This window comes from Azospirillum palustre, from assembly GCF_002573965.1.
Taxonomy (GTDB): Bacteria; Pseudomonadota; Alphaproteobacteria; order Azospirillales; family Azospirillaceae; genus Azospirillum; species Azospirillum palustre.
In genome coordinates this window covers 339,002-358,439 of record NZ_PDKW01000042.1, presented here as the reverse complement: position 1 = coordinate 358,439, position 19,438 = coordinate 339,002, and the positions used below count along the sequence as shown (strand labels likewise).

The following is a 19,438-nucleotide window of genomic DNA, read 5'->3' as shown; positions in this document are numbered from 1 at the left end:
CGCTCCGCCCCGCCATTTCCGCCCCACCCCATCAGAACGTCAGCCGTTCGATGTTCTGCAGCACCAGCTGGTGATGGTTCTGGTCCTCCAGCGTGACGGTCGTCTCCTGGGTGAAGGTCAGGCCATGACCTGACGGATCCACCGTGTAGGCATGCCCGTCCAGCTGCTGCATCCAGTTGGCGCCGGCATTGGCGACGAAGGCGCCGACCTCCACCACGTCGGTCCAGCCCACCCCGCCGTTGATGGTCAGGTCGCCGCCCCGCGGGGCGAAGATGAACAGGTCGTCGCCGGCCCCGCCGGACATGCTGGTGGTGGTGCTGCCGGCATGCAGGATGTCCGCACCCGCGCTACCGGTCATCGTCGCGCTGTTCGAGACCAGAACCTGCACCGCCAGCGGATCGCTGGACAGCCCCTGATCGTCGCTGACCGTCACCTCCAGCGTGCGGGCGCCGCTGCCATTGGGCGTCAGGGCCAGATGGTGGAGGATGTCGGTGTAGGTCGCGGTGGAGGCCGTGCCGGACAGCGACAGCTGGTGGTTGGCGTCGTCCCAGCTGACCTCGATCCCGGTGCCGGCGACCGTCTTGCGCCCGGTCGACGGATCGGTGGCGATGGTCAGGCTGTCGAGGTTCAGCGTGTCGCCGGTCTGCGACCCGGCGGCGATGCGGATCGACATGCCGGACATGACGCTGCTGTCCACATCGGTGATCGTCGCGTCGGAGATCACGGCCGGGTGGTCGGTCGCGTCGGCGGCGATCACGGTGGTGGGGTGGGCGGCGGCCAGCGTCGGCTTGTCGTTCACCGGATCGACCGTCACCGCCAGGGTCTGGTTGACCGACGCGGTGCTGGCCCCGTCCTGGGCGGTCGCGGTGACCGACAGGGTGACGGTGCCATTGGCGTCGGCCGGCGGGGTGTAGGTCAGGCCGGTCAGGTCCGCCGCGCTCAGGGTCCAACTGCCGTCGCTGTTGTGCGTGCCGTGGTTCAGGCTGGCGCCCGCCGGCATGCCGGCGATCCGCACCGTCACCGTTTCCGAACCATCGGTGTCGGTGGAGGCGGCGGTGATGGTCAGCGGGATCGCCGTGTCCTCCGGCCCATGGACGGCCGGGGTGGTCAGCGTCGGGGTGTCGGCGACCGGCGTCACCGTCACCGCGAGCGAGCGCGACAGGCTGGCCGGCGTGGCGGTGCCGTCGGTCGAGATAGCGGTGACCGACAGGGTGAAGCTGGTGCCGCTGTCGTGGGGCGGCGCGATCGACAGGCCGGCCAGCTGTGCCGGGGTCAGGGTGATCGCGCCGTTGACGATGGTCAACGCGTCGCCCGCCGTGTTCGACAGGTGGGCGCCGGTCGGGATGTTGGCGATGGTGACGCTCAGCGTCTCCGACGGGTCGGTCAGGGCCGGGGCGATCGACAGGGCGACCGTGCCGTCCTCCGCCACCGTCGCCGGATTGACCGCCAGGGTGGGGGTGTCGGAAACCGGCAGGACCGTGACCGCCAGCTGCGCCACGGTGGAGGCCGGAGCGGCGCTGCCGTCGGTCGAGGTCGCGGTGACGGTCAGGGTGAAATCGGCGTCGTCGTTCGGCGGCGGCTTGATCTTCAGCCCGGTCAGCTGCGCCGGCGTCAGGGTGATCGACCCGTTGCTGATCGTCAGGGTGTTGCCGGCGCTGTTGGTCAGCTTGGCCCCGGCCGGGATGCCGGCGATGGTGATGCTCAGCACCTCCGACGTGTCGGTCAGGGCCGGGGTGATGGACAGCGGGATCGCCGTATCCTCGTTGCCGCTCGCGGCCGACACGGTCAGGGTCGGTGCATCGGACACCGGGTTGACCGTCACCGTGAGCGTCGAGGACACCGACACCGCAGCGGCGCTGCCATCCTTGGCGGTGGCGGTCACCGTCAGGTTGAAGTCGGCATCGCTGTTCGACGGCGGCGTGATCGCCAGCCCGGCCAGCTTGTCCGGGGTCAGGGTGATCGAGCCGCTGCTGACCGTCAGCGTGTCGCCGGCGCTGTTGCTCAGGGTCGCACCGGTCGGGATGCCGCTGATGGTGACCGTCAGCGTCTCCGACCCGTCGGTGTCGGTCAGCGCCGGGGTGATGGTCAGCGGGATCGCCGTGTCCTCGTTGCCGGCCGCCGGCATGACGCTCAGGGTCGGCGTGTCGGACACCGGGTTCACCGTGACCAGCAGGGGCGCGCTGGTGCTGGCCGGTGCCGCAGTGCCGTCGGTGGCGGTCGCCATGACGGTCAGGGTGAAGTCGGCGTCGCTGTTCGACGGCGGCGTGATCTTCAGCCCGGCAAGCTGCGCCGGGGTCAGGGTGATCGAGCCGTTGCTGATGGTCAGGGTGTTGCCGGCGCTGTTGCTCAGGCTGGCGCCGGTCGGGATGCCGCTGATCGTGACCGTCAGCGTCTCCGACCCGTCGGTGTCGGTCAGCGCCGGATTGATCGTCAGCGCGATGGCGGTGTCCTCGTTGCCCGTCGCCGCCGACACGCTCAGGGTCGGGGTGTCGGACACCGGGTTGACCGTCACCGCAAGCATAGAGGACACCGACACCGCAGCGGCGCTGCCATCCTTGGCGGTGGCGGTCACCGTGAGGTTGAAGTCGGCATCGCTGTTCGACGGCGGCTTGATCGCCAGCCCGGCCAGCTTGTCCGGGGTCAGCGTGATCGAGCCGTTGCTGACCGTCAGCGTGTTGCCGGCACTGTTGCTCAGGGTCGCTCCGGTCGGGATGCCGCTGATGGTGACCGTCAGCGTCTCCGAGCCGTCCAGATCGGTCAGGGCGGGGGTGATGGTCAGCGCGATGGCAGTGTCTTCATTGCCAGTCGCGGGCGCGACGCTCAGGGTCGGCGTGTCGGTGACCGGATTCACCGTGACCAGGAGCGGCGCGCTGGTGCTGGCCGGAGCGGCGCTGCCATCGGTGGCAATGGCCGTGACGGTCAGGGTGAAGTCGGCGTCGCTGTTCGACGGTGGCGTGATCTTCAGCCCGGCAAGTTGGGCCGGCGTCAGCGTGATAGAGCCGTTGCTGATCGTCAGCGTGTTGCCGGCGCTGTTGCTCAGGCTGGCGCCGGTCGGGATGCCGCTGATCGCAATCGTCAGCGTTTCCGAGCCGTCGGTGTCGGTCAGTGCCGGATTGATCGTCAGCGCGATGGCCGTGTCCTCGTTGCCGGTCGCGGCGGACACGCTGAGCGTCGGGGTATCCGACACCGCGGCCAGGGTGATCGGCACGGTGACGGTCCTGGTCGCCGTGCTGCCGTTGGACTCGATGCTGACGGCGGTGACGGTCAGGGTGATCGCCGCATCGCTGTTGGCGGGCGGGGTCAACGTCAGGCCGGTGAGCTGGGCCGGCGTCAGGGTCCAGCTGCCGTCGGCGTTCTTCGTTCCGGCCGACAGCAGCGCACCCGTCGGCACGCCGGCAATCGTCAGCAGCCCCAGCCGCTCCGACCCGTCGGTGTCGTACAGCGCCACTGAGAGGTTCAGCGGCACGGCAATGTCTTCGGTGCCGGTCAGCGGCGCCCAGGTGACGATGGGCTGGTCGGCGACCGGATCGACGCTGACCCGGAACAGCTGGCTGGTGGTGGCGGTGGCGCCGGTGGAGGCTTCCGTCGTCGTCGCGGTCAGGGTCAGGTTGAAATCGGTGCCGGCGTTGGCCGGCGGCATCAGCTTCAACCCGGACAGCTGGGCGGCGGTCAGCGCGACCGAGCCGGCGGTGGGCGTCAGGGTCGTGCCGTTTGCATCGATCAGCACCGCACCGGCCGGCATGCCGGACAGCACGATGGCCATCGTCTCCGACCCATCGGTGTCGACCAGCGCCGCCGTCAGGTTCAGGGCGATGGCGGTGTCCTCGCTGCCCGAGGCGTTGGCGACGATGACGGTCGGCGCGTCGGCGACCGCAGTAACGGTCACATGGATGGTGGCGGTGGTGCTCGCCGTGTCCTTGTTGGAGCTTTCCAGGCTGGTGGCGGTCAGCGTCAGGTCCATGCCGCCCGAATAGTTGCGCGGCGGCGTGACGGTCAGGCCGGCCAGTTCCGCCGGCTTCAAGGTCCAAGACCCGTCGCCGTTGTTGGAGCCATGGTTCAGCACGGCGCCGGCCGGCAGGCCCGACAGGATGACCGCCATCGTCTCCGACCCGTCGGTATCGACGAGGCTGGCCGACAGGTTCAGGGCGATGGCGGTGTCCTCCGCCCCCGTCGTGTCATGGACCGTGACGGTCGGCGCGTCGGCGACCGCGGTGTAGCTGACCGAGAAGCTTTTGCTCGACCAGGCGGGGGCCGCCGTCCCGTCCTGGGAAGCCGCCTCCACCGTCAGCGTCACCGTGCCGGCATAGTTGGCCGGCGGCGTCAGCGTCAGGGCCGCGCGGTCGCTGGCCGACAGGCCGGTCAGGTCGTAGACGCCGTTGCCGAGCGACGTGCCGCCCGACAGGGTGAAGCCGGCCGGCACCGTCACCCGCAGGGCGGTGATCACCTCGCCGGTGCCGACCAGATCGGTGACCGCGGCGTCGATGGACAGGTTGGCGGCATGATCCTCCAGCGCCGTGGCGGCGCTGACGGAAATGGCCGGGGCGTCGCTGACCGGCGCCACCTCAATATTCAGCGTTTTGGTCGTGGTCGCGCGGTCGGCGTTGCTGATCTCGCGCGAGACCGCCGTCACCGTCAGCTGGAAGGTGCCGCTGGCATCGTGCGGCGGGGTGAATTTCAGCCCGGCCAGCTGGCCCGGCGTCAGCACCCAGCGCCCGGTGGTGGAGTCGAGGTACCCGGCCGACAGCGAGGCACCGGCCGGCACCCCTTCGATGATGACGCTGGCGAGCGTTTCCGACCCATCGGTGTCGGCCAGCGCGGCGGTGATGTCCAGCGCGATGGCGGTGTCCTCGTTGCCGGACGCCGTCTGCACGGTCAGCAGCGGGCTGTCGGCGACGGCGGTGACGGTCACGGCCTGGGTCAGCGTGGTGTGGGCGTTGCTGCTGCCCGACACCACGTCGATGGCGAGCGTGAAGTCGGCATCGCTGTTCGAGGGCGGGGTGAGTTTCAGCCCGTCCAGCTGCGCCCTGGTCAGCGTGATCGAGCCGCCGGTGACGGTCAGCGTGTCGCCGGCCGTGTTGGTCAGGCTGGCGCCGGTCGGGATTCCCGACAGGGTGACGGTGGAGACGTCCTGCCAGTTCGCCAGCCCATCCTTCAGGCCGAGCGCGATCGACGTATCCTCGGCAGTGGTCACGGCATGCGGCCGGTCGCTGCCGACGCTGGGGTCCAGCACCGGCGGCGGGGGAGGAGGCGGCGGAGGGGGCGGCGGAGGCGGAGGGGGCGGGCTGGTGCCGCCGCCGGTGTTGCCGCCCCCGGTGCCCGGATCGGTCGAGCCGCCGCCGGAAGAGGCCGTGGTGGTCCAGCTCAGCACGAAGCTGTCGGACACGCTGGTGTTGCGGTCGCCCTCGCTTTCGATGCTGTAGGGGTTGACCGTCAGCGTGACGCTGGCGGTGTCGACGCTGCCGGCCACCGTGTGGGTGATGCCGGTGGCGTTCGCATCCTTGACGGTCAGCTTCAGGCCGCCCTCGGCCAGCGCCGCGGTATAGTCCTCGGCGGTCAGCGTCCAGGTGCCGTTGCCGTTGTCGATGCCGCGCGACAGCACCGTGCCCTTCGGCACGCCGCCGATGGTGACCGCCAGCTTTTCCGACCCGTCGGTGTCGGCCAGGAAGGCGTTCAGGTTCAGCACGAAGCCGTCCGGCACGCCGGCCGTCGACTGGTCGTCGACATGGTAGGGCACCGCCGAACCGTCGGCGGCATGCGACACCGGGGCGTCGGCCACCGCGGTGATGGTGACGGTCGGGGTGTAGGTTTTGGTCAGGGTGTCGGTGCCGTCCATCGCCGTCACCTTGACGGTGATGGTGAAGTCGTCGGCGTTGTTGGCCGGCACGATCAGGCGCAGGTTGCCGAGCTTCGCCGGATCGACCGTCCAGCTGCCGTCCGCATTCGCAGTCAGCGCGCCAACATCGCTGCTGGTCAGCGCCACCCCGGCCGGCAGGCCGGAGATGACAATGGAGGAGATGTGCTCCGACCCGTCGCTGTCGCCGGTCAAGGCGGAGATGGTCAGCGGAATGCCGCCGACGGCATCCTCCAGCCCGCTGGCGCCGATCGAGACGACCGGCTCGTCCGCCTTGGGATCGATGGTGACCGTCAGGTCGCGGGTATCCTTCAGCGTCCCGCCCGAGGTCACGCCGTTCACGGTGACGATCGGCGCGCCGTTGCTGTCGGTGGTGATGACGTCCACCTTCAGCGTGATGGTGCCGGAGAAGTCCTTCCTGGTCGTCAGGGTCAGTTCGTTGCGGTACTCCGCATCGACCGACCAGCGGCCGTTGCCGAGATAGACCAGACCGCTGTCGTGGCCGGCCGCCAGCGACAGCCAGGAGCCCGACGGCAGGTTGCTGACGACCAGCGACAGGCGTTCCGACCCGTCATTGTCGGTCATCACCAGATCGCCGAGCTTCAGGTTGATCGCCGTGTCCTCGTCGCCGCGCGCGGTCAGCGTGCCGTTCGGCGTGACCACGTCGGCAACGCCCTGAACCTCGACATGGACGGACACCGCCGCCGCGTCGGCGAAGGCGCCGTTGGAGCCTTCCGTCGCCCGCGCGGTGAAGGTCAGGTTGAAGCCGGTGTTGGAGTTGGCCGGCGGGGTGACGGTCAGGCCGGACAGGTCGGCCTGGGTCAGCACCCATTTGCCCAGGGTGGCGTCGTAATGGCCGTGGTTCAGCGTGGCGCCCGCCGGCACGCCGCCGACGAGGATGCTGAGGCTTTCCGACCCGTCGCGGTCGGTCAATGCTGCGACCACCGACAGCGGGATGGCGGTGTCCTCGCGCCCCACCGCGTCGGAGGCCGACAGGACCGGCGTGTCGGCAACGGCGGTGACGGTCACCGACAACGACTGCGGCGCCGAGGTGGCGGTGGTCGCCCCTTCCACCGAGGTGGCGGTGATCTTCAGCGTCAGCGTGCCGGAATAGTTCGACGGCGGAGTGAAGGTCAGGCCGGTCAGCTGCGCCGGGGTCAGCGTCCAGCTGCCGTCGGCGTTGTGGATGCCGGCGGACAGTTTCGCCCCTTCCGGCAGGTCGGTGATGGTGATGTGGTCAAGCGTCTCGCCCGTCACGTCGGACAGGTGGGCGTCGATGGACAGCGGGATGGCGGTGTCCTCAAAGCCCGTCGCCGCCACGGGGATGACGATGGGGGCGTCGGCCACGCCGGTGACGGTCACCGTCAGGGTCGCCGGCGCGGAGTCGGCGGTCGAGCCGTTCTCGCGCTCCACCGAGGTCGCGACGACGCGGAGGGTGATGGTGCCGGAGAAGTCGTGCGGCGGGGTCAGGCGCAGGCTCGCCAGATCGGCCGCGTTGACCTTCCAGCTGGTGCTGCCGTCGCCCTGGGTGCTCAGGACCGTGCCGAGATTGAGGCTCGCCCCCGCCGGCACGCCGGAGACGGTGACGTAGCCGATGCTCTCCGACCCGTCGGTGTCGGTCAGCGCCGGGGTGATCTTCAGCGCGACCGAGGTATCTTCATCCGTCGCGGCGGCGGCGGCGGTCACGGTCGGCGCATCGGCCACCGCATCGACGGTGATGGTGCCGGTCGCCGACTTGCTGCCGCGCACCGTGCCGGCGCTGGTGCTGTCGATGGTCCCGACCGTCAGGGTGTAGGTGAGGTCGGCGTCGGAATTGCGGGTGGTGACGATCTTCAGGCCGGACACCGTCCAGGTTCCGGCGGATCCGCCGGCAACCAGCGCGCTGGTCGGGATCGTCCAGCTGTAGGTCCCGCTGCCGCTGCGCGTCAGCTCCGTGCCGTTCAGGTACAGCTTGGCGCCCGCCACATCCAGTTGCGCGGCCGACATGGTCAGCGTGACCGTTTCCACCGCCTCCGGGCTGGCGGCATCGACGTCGCTGAGCGTGATGGTGGGGGCGATGGCGATGCCGCCGGCCGCATCCTCGTTGCCGCGCGCATTCAGCGTGGTCAGCGTGATGGGGTCGGCAACCGGCGCCACCTTGATGGTCTGCGTGGCGGTGGAGCTGCCGCCATAGGCGTCGGTCACCGTGAAGGAGAAGGTCTCGGTCCCGCTGAAATCGCTGTCCGGCGTGTAGGTGAAGGTGCCGTCGGCGTTCACCACCAGCGTGCCGTGCGCCAGCCGCACCGGCTGGCCGTTGTCGCCCGGCCCCTTGAAGGTCAGGCTGTCGTCGGTGCGCCCGTTGAGGGTGTCCTGGTCGGTGGCGACGAGGCGGCTGGAGACTGCATTGTCCTCGGTGGTGGCCGTGGTGGCGGCGGCGGCGGTGGCGCTCGGGGTGTAGTTCAGCACCTCGCGCACATTGACCGGCTGGCCGTCGACGTAGATTTCGAGCTTCTCGAAATCCGCGACCTTGATGCCCAGCGCCGTCAGGGTGAGGGCGTTGGCGACATCGGTGTCCTTGGTCGCGGCGTTGGGATCGGCCGCCGCCGCCTCGATGCGGTCGCGCAGGGTGCGCAGGTCGGCCAGGATCGCCGGGTTGGACATCTGGGCGGAGGTCAGCATCACCCGGAAGGTGTCGATGCCCGCGTCTCCGTCCTGAAGTTCGGGAGCGGACGCGGTGCCGCCGTCGGTGCCGACGGTGAAGATCGACAGGTCGTCGCCGGCCCCGCCATGGATGGTGTCGGTCCCGGCCCCGCCGGTGATGGTGTCGTTGCCGCCGCCGCCGAGCAGGATGTTGGCGCCGCCGTCGCCGGTGATGACGTCGTCGAAGGCCGAACCGGTGACGTTCTCCAGATTGCGGAGCACGTCGGTGCCCTCGCCGGTGCCGACCCCGGTCGCCAGATTGGCGTTCACCGCGGTCGCCGAGCCGGCATAGGTGACGGTGTCGTTGCCGGCCCCGCCGTCGATGGTGTCGTTGCCGGGGCCGCCGGCCAGCAGGTCGTTGTCGTCGCCACCGTCCAGGCTGTCGTCGCCCAGCCCGCCGATCAGGGTGTCGTTGCCGGCCCCGCCGAGGATGGTGTCGTTGCCGTCGCCGCCGTCCAGGCTGTCGTTGCCCTTCGGCGTGTTGCCGAAGCTGACGGTCAGCGTCCGCGGGTCGCTGTCGGCGGTGCTGCCGTTCTCCAGCTCCGTCGAGGTCGAGACGACGGTGAGGGTGATCGGGTGTGTGGTGTCGCCTTCCTTTGCGGTCAGCTTCAGCCCGGACAGCTGGGCCTGGGTCAGGGTCCAGGTGCCGTCGGCGTTGAGGGTGCCGGCGCTGAGCGTCGCACCGGCCGGAACGCCGGAGATTGTCACCTTGGAAATGTATTCCGACCCGTCGCGGTCGGTCACGGCGGGGGTGATCGACAGGGCGACGGTGAAGGTGCCGGTGCCGTCGCCATAGATCACGTCGTCGCCGGCACCGCCCAGGATGGTGTCGTTGCCGGCACCGCCCGACAGGGTGTCGTTGCCGGCGGTGCCGGTCAGCGTGTCGTTCTGCCCGACCGCCAGATCGTAAGAGACGTTGGTGACGGTGACCGTCGGCTTGTCGGCCACCGCGATGACGGTGACGGCCAGGGTCGTCTGCACCGAGACGGGGGACAGGCCGCGGTCCGTCGCCGTCGCGGTGACGGTCAGGGTGAAATCGACGTCGCTGTCGGCCTTCGGAGTGATCTTCAGGTTGGCCAGCTGGGACTGGGTCAGGGTCCAGCTGGTGGTGCCGTTGCTTTCCGTGACGAAGGTGCCGGCGCTGAGCGTCGCCCCGGCGGGAACGCCGGTGATCCTGATGCTCAGGCTCTCCGACCCGTCCAGATCGGTCAGGGCCGACCGGATGTCCAGCGCGATGGCGGTGTCTTCGTTGCCGCTCGCGGCGGTGACGGCCAGCGTCGGGGTGTCGGTCACCGGGTTGACGGTGACCACCAGCGGCAGGGTCGTGGTCGCCTCCGCCGCACCGCGGTCCTTGGAAGCGGCGGTCACCGACAGGGTGAAGTCGTCGTCGCTGTTCAGCGGCGGCGTGATCTTCAGCCCGGCCAGCTGGTCGGGAGTGAGCGTGATCGAGCCGTTGGTGACCGTCAGCGTGCCGTTCAGCGTGTTGGCGAGCGTCGCACCGGCCGGAATGCCGCTGATGCGGATCGTCAACACCTCAGACCCGTCGGTGTCGGTCAGCGCCGGGGTGATCGTCAGCGGAATGGCGGTGTCTTCGTTGCCGGTGACGGCGGTGACGCTCAGCGTCGGCGCGTCGGAAACCGGGTTGACGGTGACCGGCAGGGTCTGGGTCACGCTGACCGCATCGGCGACGCCGTCCTTGGCGGTCGCGGTGACGGTGAGCGTGAAGTCGTCGTCGCTGTTCAGCGGCGGCGTGATCTTGAGCCCGGCAAGCTGATTGGGGTTCAGCGTGATCGAACCGTTGCTGACCGTCAGCGTGCCGTTCAGCGTGTTGGCGAGGATCGCACCGGCCGGAATGCCGCTGATGGTGATCGTCAGGGTTTCCGACCCATCGGTGTCGGTCAGCGCCGAACTGATCGTCAGCGCAATCGCGGTGTCTTCATTGCCCGTCGCCGCGGTGACGCTAAGCGTCGGCGTGTCGGTGACCGGATCGACCGTGACGTGCAGGGTCTGGCTCGCCGTCGCCACCGGCGCGCTGCCATCCTTGGCGATTGCGGTGACCGTCAGGTCGAAGTCCACGTCGCTGTTCGACGGCGGCGTGATCTTCAGGCCGGTCAGCTGGTCCTTGGTCAGGGTCCAGGTCGTCGTGCCGTTGCTTTCGGTGACCGAGCTGCCGGCGCTCAACGTCGCTCCGGCCGGAACGCCGGAAATCCGGATGCTCAGCGTCTCCGAGCCATCGGTGTCGGTCAGGGCCGGGTTGATCGTCAGCGCAATCGCCGTGTCTTCATCGCCACGGGCGGCGGACACCGACAGGGTCGGGGTGTCCGACACCGGGTTGACGGTGACGACCAGCGGCGCGCTGACACTGACCGGAGCGGCGACACCGTCCTTGGCGGTTGCCGTGACGGTCAGGGTGAAATCGTCGTCGCTGTTGGCCGGCGGCGTGATCTTCAGGCCGGCAAGCTGATTGGGGTTCAGCGTGATCGAACCGTTGCTGACCGTCAGCGTCCCGTTCAGCGTGTTGACGAGCGTCGCGCCCGCCGGAATGCCGCTGATGGTGATCGTCAGCGTTTCCGAGCCGTCCAGATCGGTCAGGGCCGGGCTGATCGACAGCGCAATCGCCGTGTCTTCATTGCCCGTCGCCGCCGACACGCTCAGCGTCGGGGTGTCGGTGACCGGATCGACGGTGACATGCAGGGTCTGGCTCGTCGTCGCCACCGGCGCGCTGCGATCCTGCGCAATCGCGGTGACGGTCAGGTCGAAATCCACGTCGCTGTTGTGCGGCGGCGTGATTTTCAGCCCGGTCAGCTGGTCCTTCGTCAGGGTCCAGGTCGTCGTGCCGTTACTTTCCGTGACCGAGGTGCCGGCACTCAGCGTCGCTCCGGCCGGAACGCCGGAAATCCGGATGCTCAGTGTCTCCGACCCGTCGGTATCGGTCAGCGCCGGGCTGATCGTCAGCGCAATCGCCGTGTCTTCGTCACCGCGCGCAGCCGAAACGCTCAGCGTGGGAGTGTCCGTCACCGGGTTGACGGTGACCGCCAGCGGTGCGCTGACGCTGACCGGAGTGGCGCTGCCATCCTTGGCGGTCGCGGTGACGGTCAGCGTGAAGTCGTCGTCGCTGTTCGACGGCGGCGTGATCTTGAGGCCGGCCAGTTGATCCGGCGTCAGCGTGATCGAGCCGTTGCCGACCGTCAGCGTGCCATTCAACGTGTTGGCAAGGGTCGCACCCGCCGGAATGCCGCTGATGGTGATCGTCAGCGTTTCCGACCCGTCCAGATCGGTCAGGGCCGGGGTGATCGACAGCGCAATCGCCGTGTCTTCGTTGCCGCTCGCCGCCGTGACGCTCAGCGTCGGGGTGTCGGTGACCGGATCGACGGTGACATGCAGGGTCTGGGTCACGCTGACCGCGTCGGCGGCGCCGTCCTTGGCGGTCGCGGTGACGGTCAGGGTGAAGTGGTCGTCGCTGTTCAGCGGCGGCGTGATCTTCAGGCCGGCAAGCTGATTGGGGTTCAGCGTGATCGAGCCATTGCTGACCGTCAGCGTGCCGTTCAGCGTGTTGGCGAGCGTCGCGCCCGCCGGAATGCCGCTGATGGTGATCGTCAGCGTCTCCGACCCGTCGGTGTCGGTCAGCGCCGGGCTGATGGTCAGCGGGATGGCGGTGTCTTCGTTGCCCGTCGCCGCGGTGACGCTCAGCGTCGGGGTGTCGGTCACCGGATTGACGGTGACCGCCAGCGGTGCACTGACGCTGACCGGAGCGGCGACGCCATCCTTGGCAGTCGCAGTCACGGTCAGGGTGAAGTCGTCGTCGCTGTTCAGCGGCGGCGTGATCTTCAACCCGGCCAGCTGGTCGGGGTTCAGCGTGATCGAGCCGTTGCTGACCGTCAGCATCCCGTTCAGCGTGTTGGCGAGCGTCGCACCGGTCGGAATGCCGCTGATGGTGATCGTCAGCGTCTCCGACCCGTCCAGATCGGTCAGCGCCGGGCTGATCGTGAGCGCAATCGCCGTGTCTTCATTGCCGCTCGCCGCCGTGACGCTCAGCGTCGGCGTATCGGTCACCGGGTCGACGGTGACATGCAGGGTCTGCGTCGTCGTCGCAACCGGCGCAGTGCCGTCCTTGGCGATGGCCGTGACCGTCAGGTCGAAGTCCACGTCGCTGTTGGCTGGCGGCGTGATCTTCAAGCCGACCAGCTGCTGAGGCGTCAGCGTCCAGGTGGTTGTGCCATTGCTTTCCGTGACCGAGGTACCGGCGCTCAGCGTCGCACCGGCGGGCACGCCAGCGACGGTGATCGTCAGCGTCTCCGAGCCATCGGTATCGGTTAGCGCCGGGCTGATCGTCAGCGGGATGGCGGTGTCTTCATCGCCGCGGGCGGCGGACACGGACAAAGTCGGGGTGTCGGTCACCGGGTTGACGGTCACCGCCAGGGTCTGCGTCACCGAAACCGGGTTGGCGACGCCATCCTTGGCCGTGGCGGTAACGGTCAAGGTGAAGTCGTCGTCGCTGTTATGCGGCGGCGTGATCTTAAGACCGGCAAGCTGGTCCGGCGTCAGCGTGATCGAGCCGTTGCTGATGCTCAGCGTGCCGTTCAGCGTGTTGGTGAGCGTCGAACCCGCCGGAATGCCAGCGATGGTGATCGTCAGCGTTTCCGAGCCGTCCAGATCGGTCAGTGCCGGGGTGATCGACAGCGCAATCGCCGTGTCTTCGTTGCCGCTCGCCGCAGCGACGCTCAGCGTCGGCGTGTCGGTGACCGGATCGACGGTGACATGCAGGGTCTGCGTCGTCGTCGCAACCGGCGCAGTGCCGTCCTTGGCGATTGCGCTGACCGTCAGGTCGAAATCCACGTCGCTGTTGGCCGGCGGCGTGATCTTCAACCCGGCCAGCTGCTGAGGTGTCAGCGTCCAGGTCGTCGTGCCGTTCTGCTGGGTGACCGAGGTGCCGGCGCTCAGCGTCGCTCCGGCCGGAACGCCGGCGATGGTGATCGTCAGCGTCTCCGAGCCATCGGTGTCGGTCAGCGCCGGGCTGATCGTCAGCGGGATGGCGGTGTCTTCATCGCCACGGGCGGCGGACACGGACAGAGTCGGGGTGTCAGTCACCGGGTTGACGGTCACCAGCAGCGGCGCACTGGTGCTGGCCGGCGCGGCGCTCCCGTCCTTGGCGGTCGCGGCGACGGTCAGGGTGAAGTCATCGTCGCTGTTCACCGGCGGCGTGATCTTCAGGCCGGCCAACTGGTCGGGGTTCAGCGTGATCGAGCCGTTGGTAACGGTCAGCGTGCCGTTCAGCGTGTTGGTGAGCGTCGCACCCGCCGGAATGCCGGCGATGGTGACGGTCAGCACCTCCGACCCGTCGGTGTCGGTCAAAGCCGGCGTGATCGACAGCGCAATCGCGGTGTCCTCGTTGCCCGTCGCCGCCGTGACGCTCAGCGAGGGAGTATCCGACACCGGGCTGAGGGTCACCGGCAGGGTCTGGCTGACCGAAACCGGCGCGGCGACGCCATCCTTGGCGGTCGCGGTGACGGTCAGAGTGAAGTCATCGTCGCTGTTCAGCGGCGGCGTGATCTTCAACCCGGCCAGTTGGTCCGGCGTCAGCGTGATCGAGCCGTTGCTGATGGTCAGCGTGTTGCCGGCCGTGTTGCTGAGGCTGGCACCGGTCGGAATGCCGCTGATCGTGATCGTCAGCGTCTCCGAGCCGTCCAGATCGGTCAGCGCCGGGCTGATCGACAGCGCAATCGCGGTGTCTTCGCTGCCGCTCGCCGCGGTGACGCTCAGCGTCGGCGTGTCGGTCACCGGATCGACGGTGACATGCAGGGTCTGCGTCGCCGTCGCGACCGGCGCGCTGCCATCCTTGGCGATGGCCGTGACCGTCAGGTCGAAATCCACGTCGCTGTTGGCCGGCGGCGTAATCTTCAAGCCGGCCAGCTGCTGAGGCGTCAGCGTCCAAGTCGTCGTGCCGTTCTGCTCGGTAACCGAGGTACCGGCGCTCAGCGTCGCACCGGCGGGCACGCCAGCGATGGTGATCGTCAACGTCTCCGATCCATCGGTGTCGGTCAGCGCCGGGCTGATCGTCAGCGGGATCGCGGTGTCTTCATCGCCACGGGCCGCGGATACGGACAGAGTCGGGGTGTCAGATACCGGATTGATGGTCACCGCCAGGGTCTGCGTCACCGAAACCGGGTTGGCGACACCATCCTTGGCCGTGGCAGTAACGGTCAGGGTGAAGTCATCGTCGCTGTTATGCGGCGGCGTGATCTTAAGACCGGCAAGCTGGTCCGGCGTCAGGGTGATCGAGCCGTTGCTGATGGTCAGCGTGTTGCCGGCCGTGTTGCTGAGGCTGGCACCGGTCGGAATCCCGCTGATGGTGATCGTCAGCGTTTCCGAGCCGTCCAGATCGGTCAGTGCCGGGGTGATCGACAGCGCAATCGCCGTGTCTTCGCTGCCGCTCGCGGCGGAGACGCTCAGCGTCGGGGTGTCGGTCACCGGATTGACGGTGACCGTCAGTGGTGCGCTGACGCTGACCGGAGCGGCGACGTCATCCTTGGCAGTCGCAGTCACGGTCAGGGTGAAGTCGTCGTCGCTATTGAGCGGCGGCGTGATCTTCAGGCCGGCCAGCTGATCGGGGTTCAGCGTGATCGAACCGTTGCTGACCGTCAGCGTCCCGTTCAGCGTGTTGGCGAGCGTCGCACCGGTCGGGATGCCGCTGATGGTGATCGTCAGCGCTTCCGACCCGTCCAGATCGGTCAGCGCCGGGCTGATCGTGAGCGCAATCGCCGTGTCTTCGTTGCCGCTCGCAGCGGAGACGCTCAGCGTCGGCGTGTCGGTGACCGGATCGACGGTGACATGCAGCGTTTGGCTCGTCGTCGCAACCGGCGCGCTGCCGTCCTTGGCAATCGCGGTGACCGTCAGGTCGAAGTCCACGTCGCTGTTGGCCGGCGGCGTAATCTTCAACCCGGCCAGTTGCTGGGGCGTCAGCGTCCAAGTCGTCGTGCCGTTCTGCTCGGTGACCGAGGTGCCGGCACTCAGCGTTGCACCGGCCGGAACGCCGGCGACGGTGATCGTCAGCGTCTCCGATCCATCGGTGTCGGTCAACGCCGGGCTGATCGTCAGCGGGATCGCGGTGTCTTCATCGCCACGGGCGGCGGACACGGACAAAGTCGGGGTGTCGGTCACCGGGTTGACGGTCACCGCCAGGGTCTGCGTCACCGAAACCGGGTCGGCAACGCCGTCCTTGGCCGTGGCGGTAACGGTCAGGGTGAAGTCATCGTCGCTGTTGTGCGGCGGCGTGATCTTCAGCCCGGCAAGCTGGTCCGGCGTCAGCGTGATCGAGCCGTTTCTGATGGTCAGCGTAGTGCCGACCGCATTGCTGAAGCTGGCGCCGGCCGGGATGCCGGAGATCGTGATCGTCAGCGTCTCCGAGCCGTCCAGATCGGTCAGCGCCGGGCTGATCGACAGCGCAATCGCGGTGTCTTCGTTGCCGCTCGCCGCGGTGACGCTCAGCGTCGGCGTATCGGTGACCGGATCGACGGTGACATGCAAGGTCTGCGTCGCCGTCGCAACCGGCGCAGTACCGTCCTTGGCAATCGCGGTGACCGTCAGGTCGAAGTCCACGTCGCTGTTCGATGGCGGCGTGATCTTCAACCCGGCCAGCTGCTGAGGCGTCAGCGTCCAGGTGGTTGTGCCATTGCTTTCCGTGACCGAGGTGCCAGTGCTCAGCGTCGCACCGGCGGGCACGCCGGCGATGGTGATCGTCAGCGTCTCCGAGCCATCGGTGTCGGTCAGCGCCGGGCTGATCGTCAGCGGGATGGCGGTGTCTTCATCGCCGCGGGCGGCGGACACGGACAGAGTCGGGGTGTCAGATACCGGATTGACGGTCACCGCCAAAGTCTGCGTCACCGAAACCGGGTCGGCAACGCCGTCCTTGGCCGTGACGGTAACGGTCAGGGTGAAGTCATCGTCGCTGTTATGCGGCGGCGTGATTTTCAACCCGGCAAGCTGGTCCGGCGTCAGCGTGATCGAGCCGTTGCTGACCGTCAGCGTCCCGTTCAGTGTGTTGGCGAGCGCTGCGCCGGCCGGAATGCCGCTGATGGTGATCGTCAGCGTCTCCGACCCGTCCAGATCGGTCAGTGCCGGGGTGATCGACAGCGCAATCGCGGTGTCTTCGCTGCCGCTCGCCGCCGTGACGCTCAGCGTCGGCGTGTCGGTGACTGGATCGACGGTGACATGCAGGGTCTGTGTCGTCGTCGCAACCGGCGCGCTGCCGTCCTTGGCAATCGCGGTGACCGTCAGGTCGAAGTCCACGTCGCTGTTCGACGGCGGCGTGATCTTCAAGCCGGCCAGCTGCTGAGGCGTCAGCGTCCAAGTCGTCGTGCCGTTCTGCTCGATGACCGAGGTGCCGGCACTCAGCGTTGCACCGGCCGGAACGCCGGCGATGGTGATCGTCAGCGTCTCCGAGCCATCGGTGTCGGTCAGCGCCGGGCTGATCGTCAGCGGGATGGCGGTGTCTTCATCGCCACGGGCGGCGGACACGGACAGGGTCGGGGTGTCGGTCACCGGGTTGACGGTCACCGCCAAGGATTGCGTCACCGAAACCGGGTCGGCAACGCCGTCCTTGGCCGTCGCCGTGACGGTGAGCGAGAAATCCGCATCGCTGTTCGCCGGCGGGGTGATCGCCAGGCCCGCCAGTTGGTCCGGCGTCAGCGTGATCGACCCGCCGGAAATGGTCAGCGGATCGCCGGCCGTGTTGGTCAGCACCGCACCGGTCGGAATGCCGGCGATGGTGATCGTCAGCGTCTCCGACCCGTCCAGATCGGTCAGGGCCGGGGTGATCGCCAGCGGGATCGCCATGTCTTCGCTGCCGGTGGCGGCCGCAACGCTCAGCGTCGGCGTGTCGGTGACAGGGGTCACCGTGACCGCCAGAGGAGCGCTGACGCTGACCGCATCGGCGCCGCCGTCCCGGGCGGTGGCGGTAACCGTCAGGGTGAAATCCACGTCGCTGTTGGCCGGCGGCGTGATCGTCAGGCCGGCCAGCTGGTTCGGCGACAGCGTGATCGAACCGTTGCCGATCGTCAGCGTGTCGCCCGCGCTGTTCTTCAGGCTCGCGCCGACGGGAATGCCGCTGATCGTGATGCTCAGCGATTCCGAGCCGTCGGTGTCCGTCAGGGCCGGCGAGATGACCAGCGGAATGGCCGTATCTTCGTTGCCGCTCGCCGTGGTGACCGACAGGGTCGGCGTGTCGGTCACCGGGTTGACGGTGACGGCCAGCGGAGCGCTGACGCTCACCGGCGCGGCGGTGCCATCCTGCGCGGTCGTGGTGACCGTCAGGGTGAAGTCGGCGTCGCTGTTGGCCGGCGGCGTGATCCGGAGGCCCGCCAGCTGGCCGGGCGTCAGCGTGATCGAACCGTTGCCGATCGACAGCGTGTCGCCCGCCGCGTTGGCGAGGCTGGCACCGGCGGGGATGCCGCTGATCGTGATGCTCAGCGTTTCCGACCCGTCGGTATCGGTCAGCGCCGGGGTGATCGTCAGCGGGATCGCAGAATCTTCATTGCCGGTTGCCGCAGCGACGCTCAGCGTCGGGGTGTCGGTCACCGGGTTGACGGTGACCACCAGCGGCAGGCTGGTGCTGGCCGGCGCAGCGCTGCCATCGCGGCTGGTCGCCGTGACGGTGAGCGTGAAATCGGCGTCGCTGTTCAGCGGCGGGGTGATCGCCAGCCCCGCCAGCTGGCCCGGCGTCAGGGTGATTGAGCCGCCGGAAACCGTCAGCACCTCGCCGGCCGCATTGGTCAGGACCGCACCGGACGGAATGCCGGCGATGGTGACCGTCAGCGTTTCCGAGCCGTCGGTGTCGGTCAGGGCCGGGCTGATCGACAGCGCAATCGCCGTATCCTCGGCACCGGTGACGGCCGAGACGCCGAGCGTCGGCGTGTCCGACACCGGATTGACCGTGACCGGCAGCGTGGCGGTGACGCTGTTGGGCGCGGCGGTGCCGTCGGTGCTGGTGGCCGTCACGGTCAGGCTGAAGCTGTCGCCGCTGTCGGCCGGCGGAGTCAGCGTCAGGCCGGGGATCTGCGACGCGGTCAGCACGATGCTGCCGTTGACCACCGTCAGCACCGCGCCGGAGGCGTCGCGCAGAACCGCGCCGTCCGGAATGCCGGCCAGGGTGACGGTCAGCACCTCCGTCCCGCCGGTGTCGGTCAGGGCGGCGGCGATGTTCAGGGCAATGGCGGTGTCCTCGTCACCGGACACCCCGTTCACCGTCAGGCTGGGCGTGTCGGACACCGGCGCCGGGGCCGGCGTCGCGGGTGCGGCGACGGCGGGAACGACCACCGTGGCAGCCTGCAGGAAGGTCACGCCCTCGGCTGTGGGAACCACCCCGTTGTCGATCACCTGGGCGGGCGTCCCGGGCATGGGGATGGCCGACGCCGCAACTTCGAGCGGGTCGTAGGCCGAGGTCGTGCGCGCAGTCGACAGCAGCTCCGCCCGCTCCGCCGTCTTGCCGGCGGCCCCGTGGCCCTCCCCGTCCGTCGGGCCGGAGCCCTCGGGACCGGCCGGGCCGGAACCGCGGGTGCCATCCGTGCGCAGCACGTCCCCGTTCAGCAGCAGCGCATTCGCCGCCTGGTCGGCGGCGACCGCCACCGATTCGCCGACGACGGCACCGGTCTGCACCGCGCCGCCCACCATCAGATCCTCGGCGCCGCGATAGTCGGTCTGGACATAGCCCAGCGTATCGTCGGGCCGCTGAAGCTGTACCGAGCTTGCCTCATGGATGACGCCGCCCAGGCGGGTGCCGTCGACCTGCTGGAGAAGAGTCAGATCGTCCAGGATCTGACGATCGTCGACCGCCGCGACCTTACCCTGAACCGCTTCCTCAGCCATCGGACCGCTCCATAAGTCGGGTGCAAAATCGCACCGCACCACTCGTCA

The 19,438-nt window shown here is 68.8% G+C and carries 1 protein-coding gene; it reads right to left on the bottom strand.

Annotated elements, in window-relative coordinates:
- Positions 1-31 precede the first annotated feature (31 nt).
- Positions 32-19,390, bottom strand: a complete 19,359-nt coding sequence (locus CRT60_RS37130) for a beta strand repeat-containing protein (RefSeq protein WP_244592622.1) — start codon at positions 19,388-19,390, stop codon at positions 32-34.
- Positions 19,391-19,438: the final 48 nt, after the last annotated feature.

Bases quoted from the DNA above. Each gene is read 5' to 3' on its own strand.
- CRT60_RS37130 (WP_244592622.1), bottom strand. From the start codon at position 19,390: ATGGCTGAGGAAGCGGTTCAGGGTAAGGTCGCGGCGGTCGACGATCGT.